The organism is Actinoplanes sp. NPDC049598, assembly GCF_040675435.1.
Lineage (GTDB): Bacteria > Actinomycetota > Actinomycetes > Mycobacteriales > Micromonosporaceae > Actinoplanes.
The window spans coordinates 398,945-417,089 of the sequence record NZ_JBFAOX010000001.1; the positions used below are offsets into that span (position 1 = coordinate 398,945).

Below are 18,145 nucleotides of genomic sequence, written 5' to 3' on the forward strand. Positions count from 1 at the left end.
GGAGGGGTTGCCCTCGAGCCGGCGGGACACGAGATACATGCGGGGGACTTTAGGATCTTCGGATGTTTGTGGAACGTCGTGGGCGTGGGACGCCGGTGCTGATGCTGCATGGGTTCGAGGTGGATCACCGGATTCTGCTGCCGCTGGAGGAGGTGTTCGAGGGGGAGCCGGGGTGGGAGCGGATCTACCTCGATCTGCCGGGGTTCGGGCGGACGCCGGGGCGGGAGGACATCCGGGGCAGCGACGACGTGGTGGCCGAGATTGACCGGTTCGTCGAGGCGGAGCTGGGGGAGCGGCCGTTCGCGCTCGTGGGGAACTCGTGGGGTGGGATGCTCGCGCGGGGGATCGTGGCGCGGCGGGCGGAGCAGGTCCTCGGGTTGTGTCTGCTGTGCCCGGCGATTGTGGGGGACCGGGCCGCGCGGGAGGTGCCGCCGCGGCGCGTACTGCACGAGGATCCTGAGGTTGTTGCTGGTCTGACCGAGGAGGAGCGGGCGCTCTACCGCGAGATGTCGGTGGTCGAGTCGGCCGAGGACTGGCGGAAGTTCCGGCAGTTCGTGTTGCCGGGGATCTACGCGACGGACCGGGCGGCGGCGGCGCGGATCGAGGCGGACTACGTGGTGCATGCGGCGGCGCGGAGGTACGAAGGGCCGACGCTGATCGTGACCGGGCGGCAGGACGACATCGTCGGCTACCGGGACCAGTGGCGGGCGCTGGAGGACTATCCGCGGGCGACCTTCACGGTGCTCGACGCGGCGGGGCACAACGCGCCGCTGGAGCGGCCCGAGGTGGTCAATCCGCTGGTGGCGGACTGGCTGCGGCGGATGAGGGGCCCAGCAGGGCGGTGACCAGGTCGGTCAGGGGTGGGATGAGCTCGTCGGGGCCGGCCGCGGTGAGGGGCTCGACGCGGACCGAATTGCGCAGCACGACCATGCCCATCGAGGTGGCCAGCAGGAGCTGGGCGCGCAGCAGGGCGTCCGGCGAGGACGAGCCGGTGGCCTCGGCCAGGCGTTCGCTGATGGCCTGGATGACGCCGCGGCGCATCTCCTCGGCCCGTTCGTCGCCGGAGGTGCGCAGGAGCAGCAGCATGGACTCGCTGGTGCTGCGGGTGTCGGTGATGCGGCGGGCGATGTTGGCCGGGATGTCGTCGAGGGTGACGCCGGAGTCGCGGCGCAGGTCGGTGACCGCGTCGGCCAGGCAGGCCTCGAACAAGCCCTCTTTCGAGGTGAAGTAGCGGCTGATCAGCGCGACGTTGACGCCGGCCTCGTCGGCGAGGTCGCGGACCGTGGTGGCCGCGTAGCCGTCGCGGGCGAAACGTTTCTTGGCCACGTCGAGCAGCAGCTGCCGGGTGCGGGCGGCGTCCCGCCGCCGGGGCGCTGTTTCCACCCCGAAGAGCCTAACGGGGCTCCTCGGCCGCCAGGCGGCGGGCCACGTTCTGCCGGGCCTGATCCATCGGTTCGCGGTCGTCGGGGCCGGCCACGGTGATGTCGTCGAGGTGGGCGTCGATCCAGTTACGCCAGGCGCCCTTCGCCCGGTCGCGGATGGTGTCGCCGATCGCCCGTTCCAGCTGGGCCACCCGATCGTCCGGCTGGGGCGCGGCGACCTCGGTCGCGGCCGCCTTGGCGCTGTCGCGCAGCGGCACCTCCTTGAGCAGCCACGCGATCAGGAAGCCGAGCACGGCGATGGTCAGCACCTGCATGGACAGGCCGATCCCGGCCAGCAGCATGCCGAGCAGGATCGCCACGAAGACGACGTTGACCTGTCGCCGGCTCAGGATCGGAGGCTCGGCCGTACGGGTCGTCATGCCCTAAGTTTCACGTTTCGTTCCGTTCGCGCCGCTGGATCGCTAGCTTTTGTCCCATGGCCGGTGCTGTGCTCGCGGATCTGAGCGTCAAGACGAAGATCTTGGGCGCCGTTTGTGTCGCCATCGTGCTGGCCGTGGTGGTCGGCGTCGGCAGTCTGATCGGGCTCGGCAACGCCAGCGCCTCGGCCGAGCAGATCTACACCAGCAACGTCTCCGGCGTGAACTACGTCGGCGAGATCCGCAGCGCGCTGGCCCAGTCACGGCTGGACACCACCAATCACATGCTCTCCGACACCGCGGCGCAGAAGAAGCAGTACAGCGACGCGTTCGCGGCCGACTTCGAGGCGCTGACCGACGCCCTCGAGGCGTACCGGACCAGCGGCCCGGCCGTGCCCGAGGCCGAGGTGGCCGAGCTGGGCGACGACTTCGCCGCCTACAGGGCGATGGTCGAGGACAAGCTCCTGCCGGCCGGGCTGAGGAACGACCTCGACGCGTGGCAGCAGGTGCGCGACAGCGAGGTCCTGCCGCTGATGAAGGAGGTCTCGGGCGACCTCGACCGGATGCGGACGGCCGAGAACGCCGACGCCAGGACGAACGCCGAGGGTGCCCGCTCCGACTACAGCGTGAGCCGGACCATCACCATCGCGCTGCTGATCGTCGGGTCGGTGATCGCCCTGGGCATGGGCTGGTTCGTGGCCCGGCAGATCGTCCGGTCGATGGCCCGGGTCAAGTACGTGTGCGACGGGCTGGCCGAGGGCGACCTGACCCGTACGGCCGGTCTGAACTCGAACGACGAGCCGGGCCAGATGGGGCGCTCGCTCGACGTCGCCATGACCCGGCTGCGCGAGACCGTGATGACCATCAGCTCGTCGGCCACCGCGCTGGGCAGCGCCTCGGACCGGATGTCGCAGGCCTCGGGCGAGATCGCCGTCTCGGCCGACGAGTCCACGGCCCAGGCCGAGACCGTGTCGGCCGCCGCCGAGCAGATCTCGCGCAGCGTGGACGCGGTCAGCGCCGGCAGCGACGAGATGGGCGCGGCCATCCGGGAGATCTCGCAGAACGCGGCCGAGGCGGCCCAGGTCGCCAACGAGGCGGTCGGGCTGGCCGCCAGCACGTCGCAGACCATGACCAAGCTCGGCGAGTCGTCGGCCGAGATCGGTGACGTGATCAAGGTGATCACCTCGATCGCCGCCCAGACCAACCTGCTGGCCCTGAACGCGACCATCGAGGCGGCGCGGGCCGGCGAGGCCGGCAAGGGCTTCGCCGTGGTCGCCTCCGAGGTGAAGGATCTGGCCCAGGAGACCGGCCGGGCCACCGAGAACATCTCGGCCCGGGTCGAGACGATCCAGGCCGACACCGGCGGCGCGGTCGTCGCGATCGAGGAGATCAGCCGGGTCATCGCCCGGATCAGCGACTTCCAGACCACGATCGCCTCGGCCGTGGAGGAGCAGACGGCGACCACGGCCGAGATGAACCGCAGCGTCTCCGAGGCCGCCTCGGGGACCGGCCAGATCGCCGAGAACATCACCGGCGTGGCCGCGGCGGCCCGGCGCACCACCGACGGCATCGCCCGCTCCCGCGAGGCGACGGCCGAGCTGGCCACGATGTCGACCGACCTGAGCGCGCTCGTGTCCCGCTTCCGGTATTGAGTCAGATTCCCCGGCGCCCGGCCGATGGATCAGATGTGACGCGGTCCCTCGAGCCCGGCAGCACGAAATGGGTGCTGGGAGCGCTGGCTGCCTTCTTCACCCTGCTCGCCGCGGTCGACCTGGTCATCTACCACGGCCCGGCCCGGCTGATCCTGGCCGGGGTGGCCTGGGCCAGCGCCGTCGTGCTGGCGATCGCGGCCGTGTTCGTGGCCCGGCCCCGGCGCGGCCGGCAGCCGGCCGCGCTGAGCCTGTTCTCCCTCATCCCGGTGCTCAACGGGCTCGTGCCGCTCTACGCCACCGGCGAGCTGCACCAGACCAGCGGGCTGATCCTGCTCATGGTCGGTATCGGCGTCGCGGTGACCTCGACCGGCATCGCCGTCGCGGGCGCCGCGACCTCCGTCGCCGGCTGGATCGTCGCCGTGGCGCTCCGCGACGATCTGCACACCAGCGAGCTGACCTACTACGCCATCCAGTTCGGCCTGGCCCTGACCATGGGCGCCCTGCTGCGGATCGGCCTGATCCGCCGGCAGCGGCAGATGCGGGTCATGCGCGACGAGCTGACCATGGCGGCCGAACGCTTCCGCGGCGTCTTCGAGGGCTCACCGGCCGGCATCGGGCTGGCCGGGGCCGACGGCCGTTTCGTGACGGTCAACCCGGCGCTGTGCCGGCTGCTCGACCGCCCGGCCGAGGAGCTGGCCGGCACGGACGTCTTCGCCCAGGCCCACCCCGACGACCGCTTCGACCCCGACGAGATCGGCCGCCGGATCGCGGCCGCGCCCGACGGGGTGGCCCGCATGGAGATCCGGTTCTGCCGGCCGGGCGACGACACCCGCTGGGTCTGGCTCACCCTCAGCCGCACCGACAACGACCTCACCCTGGTCCAGATGCAGGACGTCACCGCCCGCTACCAGGCCGAGCGGGCCACGCGGGACTCGGAACGGCTGCTCACGGCCGTTGCCGGCGTCGCCCGGCGGATCCGGACGGGCGAGGACGCCCGGGTCAACATCATCAATGCCGTACGGGACCTGGCCGGCTCCGACGACGTCATGCTGATGGAGCCCGTCAGCGCCACCGAGGAGCTGGTCATCACGGCCGCCTCCGGCTCCCACCTGGTCGGCACGCGGATCTCCCTGGCCCTGACCTCGATGAGCGCCGAGGTCTACCGCACCGGGCAGCCGGTGTTCCGGGCCGACCCGGCAGCCGACCCGGTCGTCTCGCCGGCCCTGCTCGAGCTGACCCGGGCCCGCTCGCTGCTGTGGCAGCCGGTCATCGCCGACGGCGCCGTCATCGCCGTGCTCTGCGTCTCCTGGACCCACCGGCTGCCCGACATCGGCGACCGGCGGGCCCGGGCCGTGGCCCTGCTGGCCGACGAGACCGCGCTCGCCCTCGAACACGAGCAGCTGCTGCGCCACCTCGAACGGATGGCCTACACCGACACGCTGACCGGGCTGGCCAACCGCCGCGCCTGGCAGGCCCAGCTGCCCCGGATCATCGCCCAGGCCCGCCGGACCGGGGCGCCGCTGACCGTCGCCATCGCCGACCTCGACCACTTCAAACGCTTCAACGACACGTACGGGCATCCGGCCGGCGACGCGTTGCTGCGCCAGACGGCGTCCGCGTTCACCGAGGCGCTGCGCGACAGCGACCTGATCGCCCGGTGGGGTGGCGAGGAGTTCGCCATGGCCCTGCCGGACTGCCCGGGGCCGGACGCGGCGCAGGTGCTCGACCGGGTCCGGGCGGCGACTCCCGGCGCCGAGACCTGCTCCATCGGGTACGCGACGTGGGACGGGCGGGAGACGGTCGAGCAGCTGCTCTCCCGCGCCGACGATGCCCTCTACCGGGCCAAGGAGGGCGGCCGCAACGCCGTCCGCGAGGCCGCCGTCATCGTCTCGGGCGCTCCTTTGGAACGGCTCACTTCCGGAGGCTGAACTCGATGCGGGCCCCTTGGCTGTACGTCGTGTCGAGGCGGATCGTTCCCCCATGGTGCTCGACGATCTTCTTGCAGATGGCGAGCCCGATGCCCGTACCGGAGTAGACGTCCCGCGGATGCAGCCGCTGGAAGATCACGAAGATCTTGTCGGCGAACTCGGCCTCGATGCCGATCCCGTTGTCGGCCACCGAAAACGTGTAGAACTCCTCGTCCTCGGCCATCGTGATCACCACCCGCGGCGGCACGTCCGGGCGGCGGAACTTGATGGCGTTGCCCAGCAGGTTCTGCCACAGCTGGCTCATCAACGTCGGGTCGCCCGGCACGGTCGGCAGCTTCGGCCGCTCGATCTCGGCCCCGTTCTCCTCGATCGTCAGGGCCAGGGTGTCCTCGACCCGGCCGACGATCTCGTCCAGGTCGACCGGCTCGCGCTCGTCGTACATCCGCCCGATCCGGGAGAACGCCAGCAGGTCGTTGATGAGCTGCTGCATCCGGGTGGCGCCGTCGACCGCGAACCCGATGTACTGCTGCGCCCGGTCGTCCAGCTGACCGGCGTACCGCCGCTGCAGCATCTGGCAGAACGAGGCCACCTTGCGCAGCGGCTCCTGAAGGTCGTGCGAGGCCACGTACGCGAACTGCTCCAGATCGGCGTTCGACCGGTGCAGCTCCGCCGCCTGCTGCTGGCTGGCCGCGAGACTGTCGGCCAGCCGCCCGCGCATCGCCTCCACGTCCTCGGCCAGCCGGGCCACGTCGACCGGCCCGCGCGGCGTCACCCGATGCCCGAATTCGCCGCCCGCGACCCGCCGCACCGACGCGCTGAGCTCGTTCAGCGGCCGCAGCACGACCACCCGCAACAGCACGGCGATCGAGGCGATCAGCACCAGCAACGCGACGACCAGCCCCAGGAACGCGGTGTTGCGCAGCCGGCGGCTGTCCGACAGGTCGGAGCGGGCCTGCGCGCGCAACGCCACCAGCTTCTGATCCAGGTCGGCCAGCGGCGCGCGGACCTCGTCGAACGCGGTCTTGCTGCGGGCCACCAGCGTCGCATCCTCGCCCCGGGCCCGGACCAGCGGCTCGGCGGCGGTCTCCCGCCACGACGCCATCCGCTCCTCGACCCGGCCCAGATCGGTCAGGGCCGCCGGCTGGCCCCGCAGCAACTCCCGCAACTGCCCGGCCAGCCGGGCCTCGTCGGCTCGGCCCTGGGCGTACGGATCCAGGAACTGCTGCTCGCCGCTGAGCACGAAGCCGCGTACGCCGGTCTCCTGCCCGACAACCGCGGCGGTCAGCTCGGCCACCGCCGTCCGGGCCGGCGCGATCCGGTCGTTGAGGCGGTCGGAGACCTCCGTCGTCCGGGACAGCAGCTCCGCGCCGACCACAGCGGCCGCGGCGATCAGCACCACCATGGCGATGAGGACGGACGCGAACCAGCGCTGACTGGTCCACCGGGCACGCGTGATCACGCAAGCAAGGTACGCGAGGCCGGATCCGGCCCGTGATGACGGATCCGCCACGCCACCGCGGGGCACGGATGATTTGGAAATCCGCTGACGATTCGGGCGTTTCAGGGGAGGGCAGGCCGGGGAAGGACCAAGGCGGAAGGCAGAGTCTCAACGAGGGAGTTGTGATGACAGCGGTGAACAACCCGGCCACCGTGGACGAGTGTCTGCGTGTCGGCGCCGGTTTCTCGCAGGGCGACCGCAACTGGATCGCCGAGCAGTTCGTCACGCTCGACCACCGGCTGGCCGGCTTCCACGCCGACTCGACCGAGCTGGAGGTCATGGTCAAGGACCGCGATGCCCCCGGCCAGAAGGTCACCCTGGAATGCTGGATCGCCGGCCGGCAGAAGATCGTCACCACCTCGACCGAGGAGGACCTGAACGCCGCCCTGCACGACGTGCGCGACGACCTCCGCCGCAAGCTGGACGACGCCAAGACCCGCCAGGAGCCCCGCAACAACCGCCACCTGCGCGAGCGCCCCGAGCCCGAGGCTGTCGAGCTCGTCGAGTGAGCACCCACAGCTGACATGCCGAGGGGCGCCTCCGGGCGCCCCTCGGTCGTTCTCAGCCCTGCTGCTTGGCCCATTCGGCGACGCGGCGGGCGCTTTCCTCCTCGGACAGGTCCTCGACGCGGGTCATGACGGACCAGCGGACGCCGTACGGGTCGCGGATGCTGGCGAAGCGGTCGCCGGAGACGAAGGTGGCCGGGGCCTCGCGGATGGTGGCGCCGGCAGCCTCGGCCCGGGCGACCACGGAGTCGACGTCGGGCACGTAGAGGCCGATGGAGTAGCAGTCCTGGTCGCCCCCGGGCGGGGGGACGAGGCTGTACGCGGGTGACGGCTCACCGAGTTGCAGCAGGCCCTGCCCGAAGTCGAGGACCGCGTGGGCGACCGCGCCGTCGAACTCGGTGACGTCGACGACGCGGACGCCGAAGATCTTCTGGTAGAAGTCGATGGCGCCGCGCGCGTCCGGGATGACCAGGAACGGGGTCAGGCTGGTGGCGCCGTGCGGAATGCCGTTGGTGGTGTGCCGGCCGTCGGCGGCCGGGTGGGTTTCGGTCATGGTGCAGGATCGTAGGTATGGGCGGGCGCGGGGAGCTTGAAGATTCGCGACCGCGGGGGATTCTGTACCCGGCTCGGCTGCCGACCTTCGAGCGGGTGCCGGCGCCCGCGCGGGTGGCGGCATGGGTGCGCTGGTTCTGGATCCCGGAGTGGCGGATCGAGCCGGGGCGGTCCTCCCGGCAGCATCTGATCGCCTTCCCCGCCTGCAACCTCGTGGTGGAGCCGGACGGGGTCGGCCTGGCCGGGCCGACGACCCGCGCGTCGCATCGCGACCTCACCGGGACCGGATGGGGCGTGGGGGCGCTGCTGCGGCCGGCCGCGGTGCCGCACCTGGTCGGGGATCCGGGAGCGTTGCGCGATACGTACCGGATGGTGGACCGGCCCGATCTGCACGAGGTGGTGTCCCGGGCGATGACCGGGGCGGACGATCGGCATCGCCGGGCGGTGGAGGCCTTCAGCGACTGGCTCGTCGCCACGCTGCCGCCGCCCGACGACGAGGCCCGGCTGGCCAACGAGGCGGCGGCCGCGATCGACGGCGACCCGGAGATCCGTACGGTCAAGGACGCCACCGACCGGCTCGGCCTGTCGGCCCGGGCGCTGCAGCGGCTCGCGTCGCGGTACGTCGGCCTGCCCCCGCTGGCGATGATCCGGCGGCGCCGCCTGCAGGAGGCGGCCGAACGTCTGCGCGCCGAACCGGAGACGACCCTGGCCACCGTCGCGGCCGACCTCGGGTACAGCGACCACGCCCATCTCGCCAACGAGTTCCGCTCGGTGCTCGGTTTGACGCTGAGCAACTACCGGCAGCAGGTGCAGGCCCGCCCCCGGTGACAAGGGCGGGCCTCACCGCGTACGGCTAGATCTTGCCTGTGCCGGCGCCGGAGGTGACGGTGGCCTTGACGGTGTTGTTGGCCTCCGGGGTGTAGGAGTAGGGGATGGCGGCGACGCTGGCGCCGTTGCGGACCTGCTCGGTGCCGGAGTTGACCTTGTAGTTGTTGAGGACCTTCAGGTTGCCGGACGCGGAGTCGCCGGTCTGGGTGACCGTGGGGCTGCCGACGTTCTCGAAGTAGTTGCGCTCGACGAAGACGCCGGCGTTCTCGGTGGAGGCGACGCCGTACGAGCCGATGTTGCTGTAGTAGTTGTTCAGCACGTGCACGGGGTTGCCGAACCGCACGCGCGGGTGGCGCTGGTTGGTGCCGTCGAACCAGTTGTGCACGTAGGTCACGCGCAGGTGGCCGATGTCCTGCGAGCCGTTGTCGTCGCTGTGGCCGAGCAGCATGGACTTGTCGTGGTCGTGCAACTTGTTCCACGAGACGGTGATGAAGTCGGAGCCGCGCTTGATGTCGATCAGGCCGTCGTATCCGTTGGCCAGGTCGTTGTGGTCGATCCAGACGTTGGTGGTGTTCGTCTGCACGTTGATCGAGTCGTCGCTCGCGTTCCGGAAGACCAGGTTCCGCAGGATGACGTTGCGGACGCCGGACAAGTTGAGGCCGCCGCCGGTGATGCCGGAGCCGGAGCCGACGCCGACCACCGTCTTGTTCGAGGCCACGTTGTACATGCCGGAGATCGAGATCAGGCCGGAGACCCGGACCGTCTGCGACGTGCTCGAGCTGAGCGCCGACTTGAGGGCGGAAGCGCTTGTCACGGTGACGACCGTGCTCGACGAACCGCCGGTCGTGCCGCCGTTGAGACTGGCGAAACCGACCGGGCTGCTCTCGGCGGCGGACGCCTCGAGCGGGCCGGCGACCGTGACGCCGCCTACAGCCAGGACGCCGGCCGACATCGCCGCGAGGACGGTGCGGCGGCGGAGTTTGGGAGCGGACATGGGGGATCCTTCCAAGTTTTGGGGGCCTTAGGTAAGCGCTTACCTCGGCCGACCATAGGGAGGGCATTTATGACTGTCAATGACTCTTTGAGGAAGGTGTCTTTACTGGCTCAGCGGGGGCCGAGAGTGCTCTTTCGATCCGTTGGCCGGAATCGGTGCCGGATCATCTAATTGACAGACATCAATGCAAAAACCTCGGTGCCGGTACGGTGGAAGCTGCAACCCGCCGCATCCAGGGCCGGCCGATTTGCATCCCCCGGCACACTGGTGGCCATGGTGATTGCGCCCGCGCCGGCCACCCCGTACCACCGGCTCGCCGCCTCTCGGTGGTGGCGGTCGGTGCTCGGGACCCTCTACATCGTCGTGAGCGGCGTCGTGATCGCGATCTTCGGCCTGCTCGCGGTGACGGTGGCCGCGACACTGGCCGGGCAGCCCGAGGACGCCGACGGGATCCCGTCGTTCGGGCCGCTGGTCACCCTGGCCATGTCGTTCCTGCTGATCGCCGCGCTGCTGCCGATGACCCTGACCGCCGCGGTGTGGATCCAGCGGCGGCCGGCGGGCACGCTGTCGTCGGTGACCGGGAAGCTGCGCCGGCGGTGGCTGCTCACCTGCCTGCCGGTCGCCGCGGTGGCGATCGTGGTCTTCCTCGGCGCGGGCATGGGCTTCGCGGCGGCGACGGGGGAGGACCTCGGGCTCGACGACGCGCTGGCCGGGTGGGGGCCGTTCCTCGGGACGACGCTGGTGCTCCTGCTCGTCGTGCCGCCGCAGGCGGCGGCCGAGGAATACCTCATGCGCGGATGGCTGCTGCAGGCGTTCGGTACGGTACGGCCGTGGCTGCCGATCGCGGTGCAGGCGGTGGTCTTCGCCTCACTGCACGGGTGGGGCACGCCGTGGGGCTTCGCCGACCTGGTCGTGTTCGGGATGGTGGCGGGCTTTCTGACCGTGCGCACGGGTGGGCTGGAGGCGGCGATCGCCCTGCACGTCATGAACAACCTGATCGGCTCCGGGCTGGCCGCGGCGTACGGCGACCTCTCGATGGACGAGACGGCGGCCGACATGCCATGGCCGATGGCGGTCGTCGATCTGCCGGTGCTGCTGGGGTATGCGTGGGTGGTCCTGCGGCTGGCCCGGCGGCGGCAGATCGCCACGGTGGTGCCGGAGGGCGCTTTCCCGCCACCGCCTCCGCCGCCGTGGATCCCGTCGCAGTTCGGTCCCGGCTGGCTCCCGCCGGTTCAGCCGGGGCTGCCTCCGATGGCGCCGTACCCGTCCGCTGCCTCGTCCCCGTCCGCTGCCTCGTCCCCGTCCGCTGCCTCGTCCCCGTCCGCTGCCTCGTCCCCGTCCGCTGCCTCGTCCCCGTCCGCTGCCTCGTCCCCGTCCGCTGCCTCGTCCCCCTCCGCTACCTCGTCCCCGTCTGTGGCCTCGCCGCCGCTTGAGCCGTCGCCCTGGGCGCGGGAGACGGGTGACCCGGGGTTGGGCGGCGCCTCTGCCTCCCGAACAGACAAGACCTGAAGTCCCCGTGCCGTATGCCGGCCTCCCCGTGCCGTATGCCGGCCTCCCCGTGCCGTACGCCGGCCACCCCGTGCCGTAGGCCGGCCTTCGTCGGCCGGCCGCGGGCGAGTGGCTGCGCTGGAGGGCGATCGCCCGGCCGTGACCGGGGGCGGCAGGGCCTCGGTCAATCACCCGAGCCGTGAGGTCGATCCTTCGAGCGGGAGCGGCGCAGGTGTTCGACGTAGGCCATGACCACGGTCGCCACCACCGGCACCGGCAGGGTCCACCAGGCCCCGTACACGAATCCCAGAACAACCGCGACCGGCAGGCCGAGCCCCAGCGTCAGGCCACCCGCGACGACGATCGGCGGCGGAAGGTCGTCGTCGGGCTCGGCGGGCGGCACGGTGGCGGCCGGCAGCTCCGGATGCGGCACCGGCAGATCGGCGAAGATCCCCAGCAGTTCGGACCGGGTGCGGGCCGCCCGCACGGCTTCGAGCCGCTGCTCGTACTCCGCGGGCTCGAGCCGTTTCTCGGCCAGGTGCTCCTCCAGCGCCTCGTGGGCCGAGTCGCGCTCCGGAGTTCCGATCAGCAGGTCGGCCGGTTCGGTCACGGCGCCAGGGTAGCGACTCGGGACCACGCCGAATAACGCAATAAAACCCCCAAACCACCTATATTGGAAGAATGCGCCTCGCTCTTTCCGCCCTCGTCGTCCTCGGAACGCTCGCCGCCCCCGCCGCCCCCTGGCCGCTCGGCGTCAGCCCGGCGCTGGCCTCGCCGGCCGCCGTCATCGACCAGTCCCGCGAGAGCGTGCTGGTCACCGGGCGGGGCGAGGTGTTCGGCGCTCCCGACACGCTGATCGCCGAGTTCGCGGTGGAGGCCGGCGCCGCCACCGTCGCCGAGGCCATGACCGCCGCCACCGCGGCGGGCACCAGGATGCGGGACGCCCTCGTCGGCGCCGGCGTCGCCCGCCCCGACTTGCAGACCTCGGATGTCAGCGTCACCGCCCGCCGCAACGACAAGGGCGAGATCACCGGCTACACCGTCACCCAGGGCCTCACCGCCAAGGTCCGCGACCTCGCGAAGCCCGGCCCGCTCCTGTCCGCCGCCATCGCCGCCGGCGGCAACGCGGCCCGCCTGAACGGCGTCTCGTTCACCATCGACGACAACGCCGCCCTCTTGGCCGAGGCCCGCCGGAAGGCCTTCGCCGACGCCCGCCGCAAAGCCGAGCTCTACGCCCAGGCCGCCGCCCGCCCCCTCGCCCGCGTCATCAGGGTGAGCGAGGAAACCACCGGCTACGCCGACCCGGGCACCCCCGACCGCGTGTACGCCGCCGCCGACGCCGCCGCCTCCATCCCCATCGAACCCGGCCGCCGCCGAGTCACCGCCACCGTCACCGTCGAGTGGGCCTTCGGCCCCACCAAGCCCAAGCTTTAGCCGTACGCCCGAAAGCCGCCCCTGCGCCCGCCGCCCAGACGCACGCGCGCTGCGTATTTCCGTCGACGTTGGTCGGACGGTCCGGGCGCACCCGCACTGCGCTTCCGACGACATTGTCGAGACGGCCCGGCGTGCACTCCGCGTGTCCCGTCGACGACGTCATTGGGACGGAGTTGCATTGCGGGCGTGCCCGCGTTGTTCCCCTCGACGACGGCCGCGCGTACATTGCGGGCGTGCCCCCGCTGCGCCGTTCCGACGACGTCATCGAGACGGCCCGGGCGATTCTGCGGGCCGAACGCACCCGCCTGTCGTCGCTGATCGGCGACCACGAGCTGCTGCTGGTCGGCGGCAGCTCCGTGCTCGGCGCCCTGACCAAGGGCGACGTCGACCTGCACCTACGGACCCCGCCCCACGCCTTCGCATCAACGGTCGCCGTGTTGCGCGGCATCTATCGCGTGGTCCTCCCCGAGATCTGGCAGCCCACCCTGGCCACCTTCGAACTCGACGCCACCCTGCCCACCGGTATCGCCGTGACCCCGGCCGGCTCCGAGCACGACCGCCGCTTCACCCGCACCTGGCAGCGCCTGGCCGCCGACCCGGCCCTGCTCCGCGCCTACAACGACCTGAAGCTCACCTCCCAGCACGCCCCGGACGACTACGAGCGGCGCAAATCCGCCTTCTTCGACACCCTGGCCACAGGCTGACCCCGCAGCCCGCAGCCCGCAGCCCGCAGCCCGCAGCCCGCAGCCCGCAGCCCGCAGCCCGCAGCCGCGCCGCGCAACCGGCGCGAACGCCGCGCCGCCCAACCGGCGCAACCGGCGCGAACGCCGCGCCGCCCAACCGGCGCGAACGCCGCCCCGCCGCGCCGCCCAACCGGCGCGAACGCCGCGCCGCCCAACCGCCGCGCCGCCCAACCGCCGCGCTGCCCCGCCGCGCTGCCCCGCGGGAGCCGGAGCCGGAGCCGGGGGATTGCCAGACGGGCGCTGGGTGTCCGGCCGGCCCCGTCGGTCAGTCGGCGAGTAGCTTGGCGAACTCGGCCGGGTCGATGATGGGGATGCCGAGTTTGGCGGCCTTGGTGGCCTTGGCCGTGGTGGTCTCGGAGGTGACCAGGGCGGTCGTCGTCGCCGAGACGTTGCCGCTGGCTCGGCCGCCCAGCTGTTCGATGCGTTCGCTGACCGTGGTGCGGGTGTAGCCCGGGACGCTGCCGCTGACCACGTACGTCCGGCCCTCGAGGGGTTTCTCGCCCTCGGTCTCCGGGACGCTCATGGTGACGCCGGCCGCGGCGAGCCGGTCGATGACGCCGGCCATGGCGGTCAGGCCGTCGACGACGTGCTGCGCCTTGATCAGGCCCATCTTGTCGATCTCGGCGATCTCCTCGACGGTGGCCGCCCGCAGCGCCTCCATGGTCTTGAAGCGGGCGGCCAGCCAGCGGCCGACGCTGCGCCCGGTCATCCGGATGCCGAGGCCGGTGATGACCCGGTTGAACGGCTGGGACTTGCTGTGCTCGAGCGACGCGATCACCTTGGCCGCGTTGAGCTTGCCGAGCAGCACCACCCCGCCGGCCTTGGTGTTGCCGACCGGCAGCTCGGCCAGCTGCTCCTCGGTGAGCTGGTAGAGGTCGGCCACGTCGGTGGCCAGGCCGGCGTTGACCAGGGCGACGCAGAGCGCCTCGCCGGCGCCCTCGACGTCCATGGCCTCGCGGCTGCACCAGTACTCGAGCGCGTTGGTGGCGCTGCACGACGCCGTATGGCAGCGCCAGAGCAGACTCGACTTGTCCCATGGCTCGCCGCACTGCGGGCACGTCTCGGGTGGCGCCCACGGGGTCAAACCGTGCGGCTGCTCGCCGATGGGCGCGGTCACCCGCGGGATGACGTCGCCGGCCCGCCACACGGCCACGGTCTGGCCGATGGCGAGACCCTGCTCCGCCACGAATTTCGGGTTGTGCAATGTCGCGTACGTAATGGTGGTGCCGTCGACGAAGACCGGGTCGAGCACGGCCCGCAGGGAGATGCGCCCGGTGCGCCCGACGCGGACCTCGATGTCGCGCAGGACCGTGGAGCCCGTGTCGGCCGGGTATTTGAAGGCGGCCGCCCAATACGGCGTACGGCTGCCGGAGCCGAGCCGCCGCCGCGTCGACTCGAGATCGGCCGTCAGCACCGCCCCGTCGATCGGGAAGTCGAGCCCGCGGCGCAGCTCACCGATGCGTGCGACGGCGGCCAGCGCGGCCTCGGCGTCGGCCGCGACCTGGACCTCGCCGGTGGCCAGCCGCCCGGCGGCCGGGAAGCCGAGCTCGACCGCGCGGGCCATGCGCTCCTGGTGGGAGGCGAAGTCACCCGAGATGTCGTACGCCGCGAAGGTCATCGGGGCCTCGTACGGACGGTCGGCGGCCCGGATCGACCCGGCGACCGCACCCCGCGAGTTGATGAAAGGCTTGCCGCCGGCCGCGACCCGGTTGGCGCTGGCCGCTTCGAAGTCGTCGACCGTCATGTAGATCTCGCCGCGGACCTCACCCGTCCACGGGCTCCCGAGCCGGTCCGGCAGCCCGGCGATGCCCCGCAACACCTGGCCCGTCACGTTCTCGCCGGTGCTGCCGTCGCCCCGCAACGCGGCCAGCGTGAGCCGCCCCGACTCGTACGTCACCCGGATCGCCAGCCCGTCCAGCTTCACCTCGACCAGGCACGGATCACCGCCCAGGCTCGCGACGAAGGCCCGTACCTCCTCCTCGCCGGTGACCTTGCCGAGCGACATCATCGGCTCCGGATGGCGCACGTCCCCACCGCCGGAGACCCCGGCCGCAACCCGCGTGGTGACGCCCCGGTCGTCCCAGTCGGGATGAGCCTTCTTCGCCTCGGCGATGCGATCGAGCAACGCGTCGTAGTCGGCATCGGTCATCAGCACGTCGCCGGTGTCGTAGTACGACTTGGCGGCGGCCTGCGCCTGATCGACAGCAGCAGCGAAGTCGGCTTCACCGAGCGGGGTCTCCGTCATGCCCACAACCTACGGGGTGGGTACGACAAGTTTCCGGCCTGAGATCATCGACCCGTACGACCGAACGAGAGGCCTGAATCCGATGGGCGCCAAAACCGCACTGCTCGCCTTCGCCGACGGCGACCCGCGCCCGGCCCTGCGCGGCGCGCTCCGATCCGACCCGGCGGAGGTCCTCGGCCTCGTCCGCGAGCTGCACCCCACCTACGAGGTGACCCCGATCGGTGACAGCTCCCTCGGCGACGACGCCTACCCGCCGGACGACACGAGTTACGCCACCATCCGGCCCGGTGTCGAACTGCTCTGCGACCGGCGCCTCGTCACCGGCTCGCCGTCGCGGCTGCCGGGCCGCCTGCTGAAGCGCGGAGCCCACCGCCGGATCATCCTGCACAGCATGCACTCGATGTCGGATGCGCTGACCTTCGCCGTCTGGGAGAACGGCGATCTCGTGCGCTCCCTGAGCCTTTCACCGGACGGCGGCATCGTCGAGAACATCGGCGAGCCGTACGGGTTCGAGCTGCCGTACTGGGCCGGTGACCGCCCCGTGGGTGCAACGCTGTCCGGGGACCCGTACGCCCTGCCCTTCCATCCCTTGGATTTGGGCGAGGACGCGCTGCGTTTCCTGTTCGGCTTCATCCTCGAGGGCCAACCTCACCCCGACGACACCGACCCGTTCGACGTCCATCTGCACGGCTTCCGGGTGGCCGACCCCACCGGCCGGGAACAGGCCGAGCGCGAGGCCGCCATGCAAGCCCTGCTGGCCCGCATGAAACCACCTCGCCGTTACGAGATGCAGCCGGACGGCACCTTGCGCGAGATCACCGCCGACGGCTCGTGAACTCTGCGACCAGCCGGGTCGTGCCACTATTGGCCGGTGGTCGGTGTCGCGTGGCAGCGGGAGTTCGATCGGCAGGGCGCGTCCCTGGAGGTACGGCGCCGTGAGGGTGTGGATCCCAGTCGCGCTGCACGGGTGGAGCGGGACGGCCGTCGCGCCGATCTGGTGCTCAGCTCCACGGACGGCCGGTTCTATCTCGCGCTCCGGGCCGGTGAAACCGTTCTGCTGCAAGGATTCGCCGCGGATCTCGAGGCGGCGGCCGGCGCGGCCCGGATCTGGCTGGCCGGGAGCCGGCCCGGGGCGGCCGCGGCGGCCTGGCCGTTCCTCGGATCGGTCGCCTTGGCCGAAGCGCGTGAGCGTGGGGATCGCCGCGAGTCGGCTTGGCTGTGGCTGTACGAGAACCACTGCGCCAACCCGATAGGTCTGCGGCTGGCGTCCTTCCTCGCGCCGGCGTTCCACGAACCGCGACTTCGCGCCCTGCGCCCGTACACCAGTCACTGGGCGTTGAACTTCAGCAGCACCCCGCAGTGGCCCTTCACCGGAACCTTCCCAACCGTTGTCCCGGCCGAGACCCCCGGCCGGTACGTCGTGTACACACGCGACCGTCATCCCCAGCCCGAGACCGACGCGCCCGAGTCGCTGCGACTCGTCCTGAGCGACCTGCCGGACTAATCCGGCCGGCGGGCGACGAAGGTCCCGCGGCCGACCACGGTGACGATGGTTGCCAGCTCGGCCCGGTGCCGTGCGGTGCCGGGCCAGTGGCGCCGGCAACAACTGACCCTGCGACGCCCGGCTCAAGCCTAAGGCGGTTGTTCGCGCGCTCCCCGGCGCGCCGCGTGTCAACCCGTCGTGCTCAGGGAGCCGGGAGTGCGCCGCCGCCGTACCGATGCGCAGTCAGCCGAGGTACGTGGGGCGGATCGATGGCGGGATCGGGCCTTTGTTGCGGCGGCCCTGGCCGGTTTCCTCCCAGGCGTGGGCGAGGATGCCGACGCTGCGGCTCAGGACGAACAGGCCGCGGGCCAAGGGAGCCGGAAAACCCAGCTCGGCGTAGATGACGGCGGTGGCGCCGTCGATGTTCATGGGGACGGGGTGCAGGGCCTTCTCGACGGCCAGGGCGGCGCGCAGGTGGTCGCCGGAGACTACGCCGGCCGCTGCGGCTTCGGCGGTGAGGGCCAGCAGCGGGTCGCGGCGGGGGTCGCGGGTGTGGAAGCGGTGGCCGAAGCCGGGCAGGTAGCGGGTGCCGCGGGCGCGCCATTCGGCGATGACGGTCTCGGCGGGGGCCTGGCGGGTGACGATCTCGGTCAGGAGCTGTACGCATTGTTCGCCGGCGCCGCCGTGGGAGTCGCCGAGGACGTTGATGGCGCTGGCCATCGCGTTGTTGAGGCCGACTCCGCAGGTCGCGGCCATGCGGGCCACGGCGATGGACGGGGCGTGCGGGCCGTGGTCCACGCCGGCGATCAGGGCGGCCTCGAAGAGCCGGGCCTGCTCGGGGGTGGGCCGGGTGCCGCGCAGCATGAACCATGTCATCTCGCCGAAGCCGATGGTGCCGATCAGGTCCTGCACCGGTTCGCCGCGCAGGGAGATGACGTTGGGCTCGATGCGGGAGACGGCGGTGCCCCACCAGTCCGCGGCCTGGGAGTCGGTCAT

18 protein-coding genes are annotated in these 18,145 nt (G+C 71.7%); 10 read left to right on the top strand and 8 right to left on the bottom strand.

Going from position 1 to position 18,145, the window contains the following annotated elements; genetic code table 11:
- The first annotated feature begins 62 nt into the window (after positions 1 to 62).
- A complete protein-coding gene (locus AB0J66_RS01980; RefSeq protein ID WP_364654864.1) occupies positions 63 to 845 on the top strand; it encodes an alpha/beta hydrolase in 783 nt (260 codons plus the stop codon).
- Here the strand turns inward: AB0J66_RS01980 and AB0J66_RS01985 are convergent.
- Complete coding sequence (locus AB0J66_RS01985; RefSeq protein ID WP_364654865.1) at positions 790 to 1,383, bottom strand: TetR family transcriptional regulator; 594 nt, start codon at positions 1,381 to 1,383, stop codon at positions 790 to 792. The two genes, AB0J66_RS01980 and AB0J66_RS01985, sit on opposite strands and share 56 nt — an antisense overlap.
- Before the next feature lie 10 nt (positions 1,384 to 1,393).
- Positions 1,394 to 1,801, bottom strand: coding sequence for a hypothetical protein (locus AB0J66_RS01990; RefSeq protein WP_364654866.1), 408 nt, complete (start codon positions 1,799 to 1,801; stop codon positions 1,394 to 1,396).
- 56 nt (positions 1,802 to 1,857) lie between these two features.
- Between AB0J66_RS01990 and AB0J66_RS01995 the strand changes: the two genes are divergently transcribed.
- Both AB0J66_RS01995 and AB0J66_RS02000 read left to right on the top strand, forming a co-directional pair.
- Entirely contained in the window at positions 1,858 to 3,450 is a 1,593-nt protein-coding gene (locus AB0J66_RS01995; protein ID WP_364654867.1) for a methyl-accepting chemotaxis protein, read from the top strand.
- Between the two features lie 35 nt (positions 3,451 to 3,485).
- Positions 3,486 to 5,378, top strand: a complete 1,893-nt coding sequence (locus AB0J66_RS02000) for a diguanylate cyclase (RefSeq protein WP_364654869.1) — start codon at positions 3,486 to 3,488, stop codon at positions 5,376 to 5,378.
- On the opposite strand, the gene AB0J66_RS02005 is transcribed toward AB0J66_RS02000, so the two are convergent.
- Entirely contained in the window at positions 5,362 to 6,837 is a 1,476-nt protein-coding gene (locus tag AB0J66_RS02005; protein ID WP_364654871.1) for an ATP-binding protein, read from the bottom strand. The two genes, AB0J66_RS02000 and AB0J66_RS02005, sit on opposite strands and share 17 nt — an antisense overlap.
- A 164-nt stretch (positions 6,838 to 7,001) precedes the next feature.
- On the opposite strand from AB0J66_RS02005, the gene AB0J66_RS02010 reads away from it, so the two are divergent.
- The gene (locus AB0J66_RS02010) at positions 7,002 to 7,385 is read left to right on the top strand and encodes an HPF/RaiA family ribosome-associated protein (protein ID WP_364654872.1); all 384 of its coding nucleotides are present in this window, start codon (positions 7,002 to 7,004) and stop codon (positions 7,383 to 7,385) included.
- A 52-nt stretch (positions 7,386 to 7,437) separates the two neighbouring features.
- Here the strand turns inward: AB0J66_RS02010 and AB0J66_RS02015 are convergent, their stop codons facing one another.
- Positions 7,438 to 7,935 (bottom strand): VOC family protein, encoded by a 498-nt coding sequence (locus tag AB0J66_RS02015; RefSeq protein ID WP_364654874.1) that lies wholly within the window; start codon positions 7,933 to 7,935, stop codon positions 7,438 to 7,440.
- 17 nt (positions 7,936 to 7,952) lie between these two features.
- On the opposite strand from AB0J66_RS02015, the gene AB0J66_RS02020 reads away from it, so the two are divergent.
- Positions 7,953 to 8,762: a helix-turn-helix domain-containing protein gene (locus AB0J66_RS02020; protein WP_364654876.1), complete on the top strand. Its 810-nt coding sequence runs from the start codon at positions 7,953 to 7,955 to the stop codon at positions 8,760 to 8,762.
- A gap of 25 nt (positions 8,763 to 8,787) precedes the next feature.
- On the opposite strand, the gene AB0J66_RS02025 is transcribed toward AB0J66_RS02020, so the two are convergent.
- The gene (locus tag AB0J66_RS02025; RefSeq protein WP_364654878.1) at positions 8,788 to 9,756 is read right to left on the bottom strand and encodes a pectate lyase; all 969 of its coding nucleotides are present in this window, start codon (positions 9,754 to 9,756) and stop codon (positions 8,788 to 8,790) included.
- A 273-nt stretch (positions 9,757 to 10,029) separates the two neighbouring features.
- Between AB0J66_RS02025 and AB0J66_RS02030 the strand changes: the two genes are divergently transcribed.
- A complete protein-coding gene (locus tag AB0J66_RS02030) occupies positions 10,030 to 11,265 on the top strand; it encodes a type II CAAX endopeptidase family protein (RefSeq protein WP_364654880.1) in 1,236 nt (411 codons plus the stop codon).
- 163 nt (positions 11,266 to 11,428) lie between these two features.
- On the opposite strand, the gene AB0J66_RS02035 is transcribed toward AB0J66_RS02030, so the two are convergent.
- On the bottom strand, positions 11,429 to 11,854 hold the full coding sequence (locus tag AB0J66_RS02035; RefSeq protein WP_364654881.1) for a DUF1707 domain-containing protein: 426 nt from the start codon (positions 11,852 to 11,854) through the stop codon (positions 11,429 to 11,431).
- A gap of 71 nt (positions 11,855 to 11,925) precedes the next feature.
- Here AB0J66_RS02035 and AB0J66_RS02040 point away from each other — a divergent pair, with 71 nt between their 5' ends.
- Together AB0J66_RS02040 and AB0J66_RS02045 are read left to right on the top strand one after the other, a co-directional pair.
- Entirely contained in the window at positions 11,926 to 12,678 is a 753-nt protein-coding gene (locus AB0J66_RS02040; protein ID WP_364654882.1) for an SIMPL domain-containing protein, read from the top strand.
- A 233-nt stretch (positions 12,679 to 12,911) separates the two neighbouring features.
- Positions 12,912 to 13,382, top strand: a complete 471-nt coding sequence (locus AB0J66_RS02045; protein WP_364654883.1) for a hypothetical protein — start codon at positions 12,912 to 12,914, stop codon at positions 13,380 to 13,382.
- Positions 13,383 to 13,686: 304 nt separating this feature from the next.
- On the opposite strand, the gene ligA is transcribed toward AB0J66_RS02045, so the two are convergent.
- On the bottom strand, positions 13,687 to 15,666 hold the full coding sequence (gene ligA, locus AB0J66_RS02050; RefSeq protein ID WP_364654884.1) for an NAD-dependent DNA ligase LigA: 1,980 nt from the start codon (positions 15,664 to 15,666) through the stop codon (positions 13,687 to 13,689).
- Between the two features lie 82 nt (positions 15,667 to 15,748).
- Here ligA and AB0J66_RS02055 point away from each other — a divergent pair, with 82 nt between their 5' ends.
- Positions 15,749 to 16,501: a hypothetical protein gene (locus AB0J66_RS02055; protein ID WP_364654885.1), complete on the top strand. Its 753-nt coding sequence runs from the start codon at positions 15,749 to 15,751 to the stop codon at positions 16,499 to 16,501.
- 36 nt (positions 16,502 to 16,537) lie between these two features.
- Positions 16,538 to 17,170, top strand: a complete 633-nt coding sequence (locus tag AB0J66_RS02060) for a DUF6193 family natural product biosynthesis protein (RefSeq protein WP_364654886.1) — start codon at positions 16,538 to 16,540, stop codon at positions 17,168 to 17,170.
- A gap of 222 nt (positions 17,171 to 17,392) precedes the next feature.
- Here AB0J66_RS02060 and AB0J66_RS02065 read toward each other — a convergent pair whose 3' ends face one another.
- The gene (locus tag AB0J66_RS02065) at positions 17,393 to 18,145 is read right to left on the bottom strand and encodes a citryl-CoA lyase (protein ID WP_364654887.1); all 753 of its coding nucleotides are present in this window, start codon (positions 18,143 to 18,145) and stop codon (positions 17,393 to 17,395) included.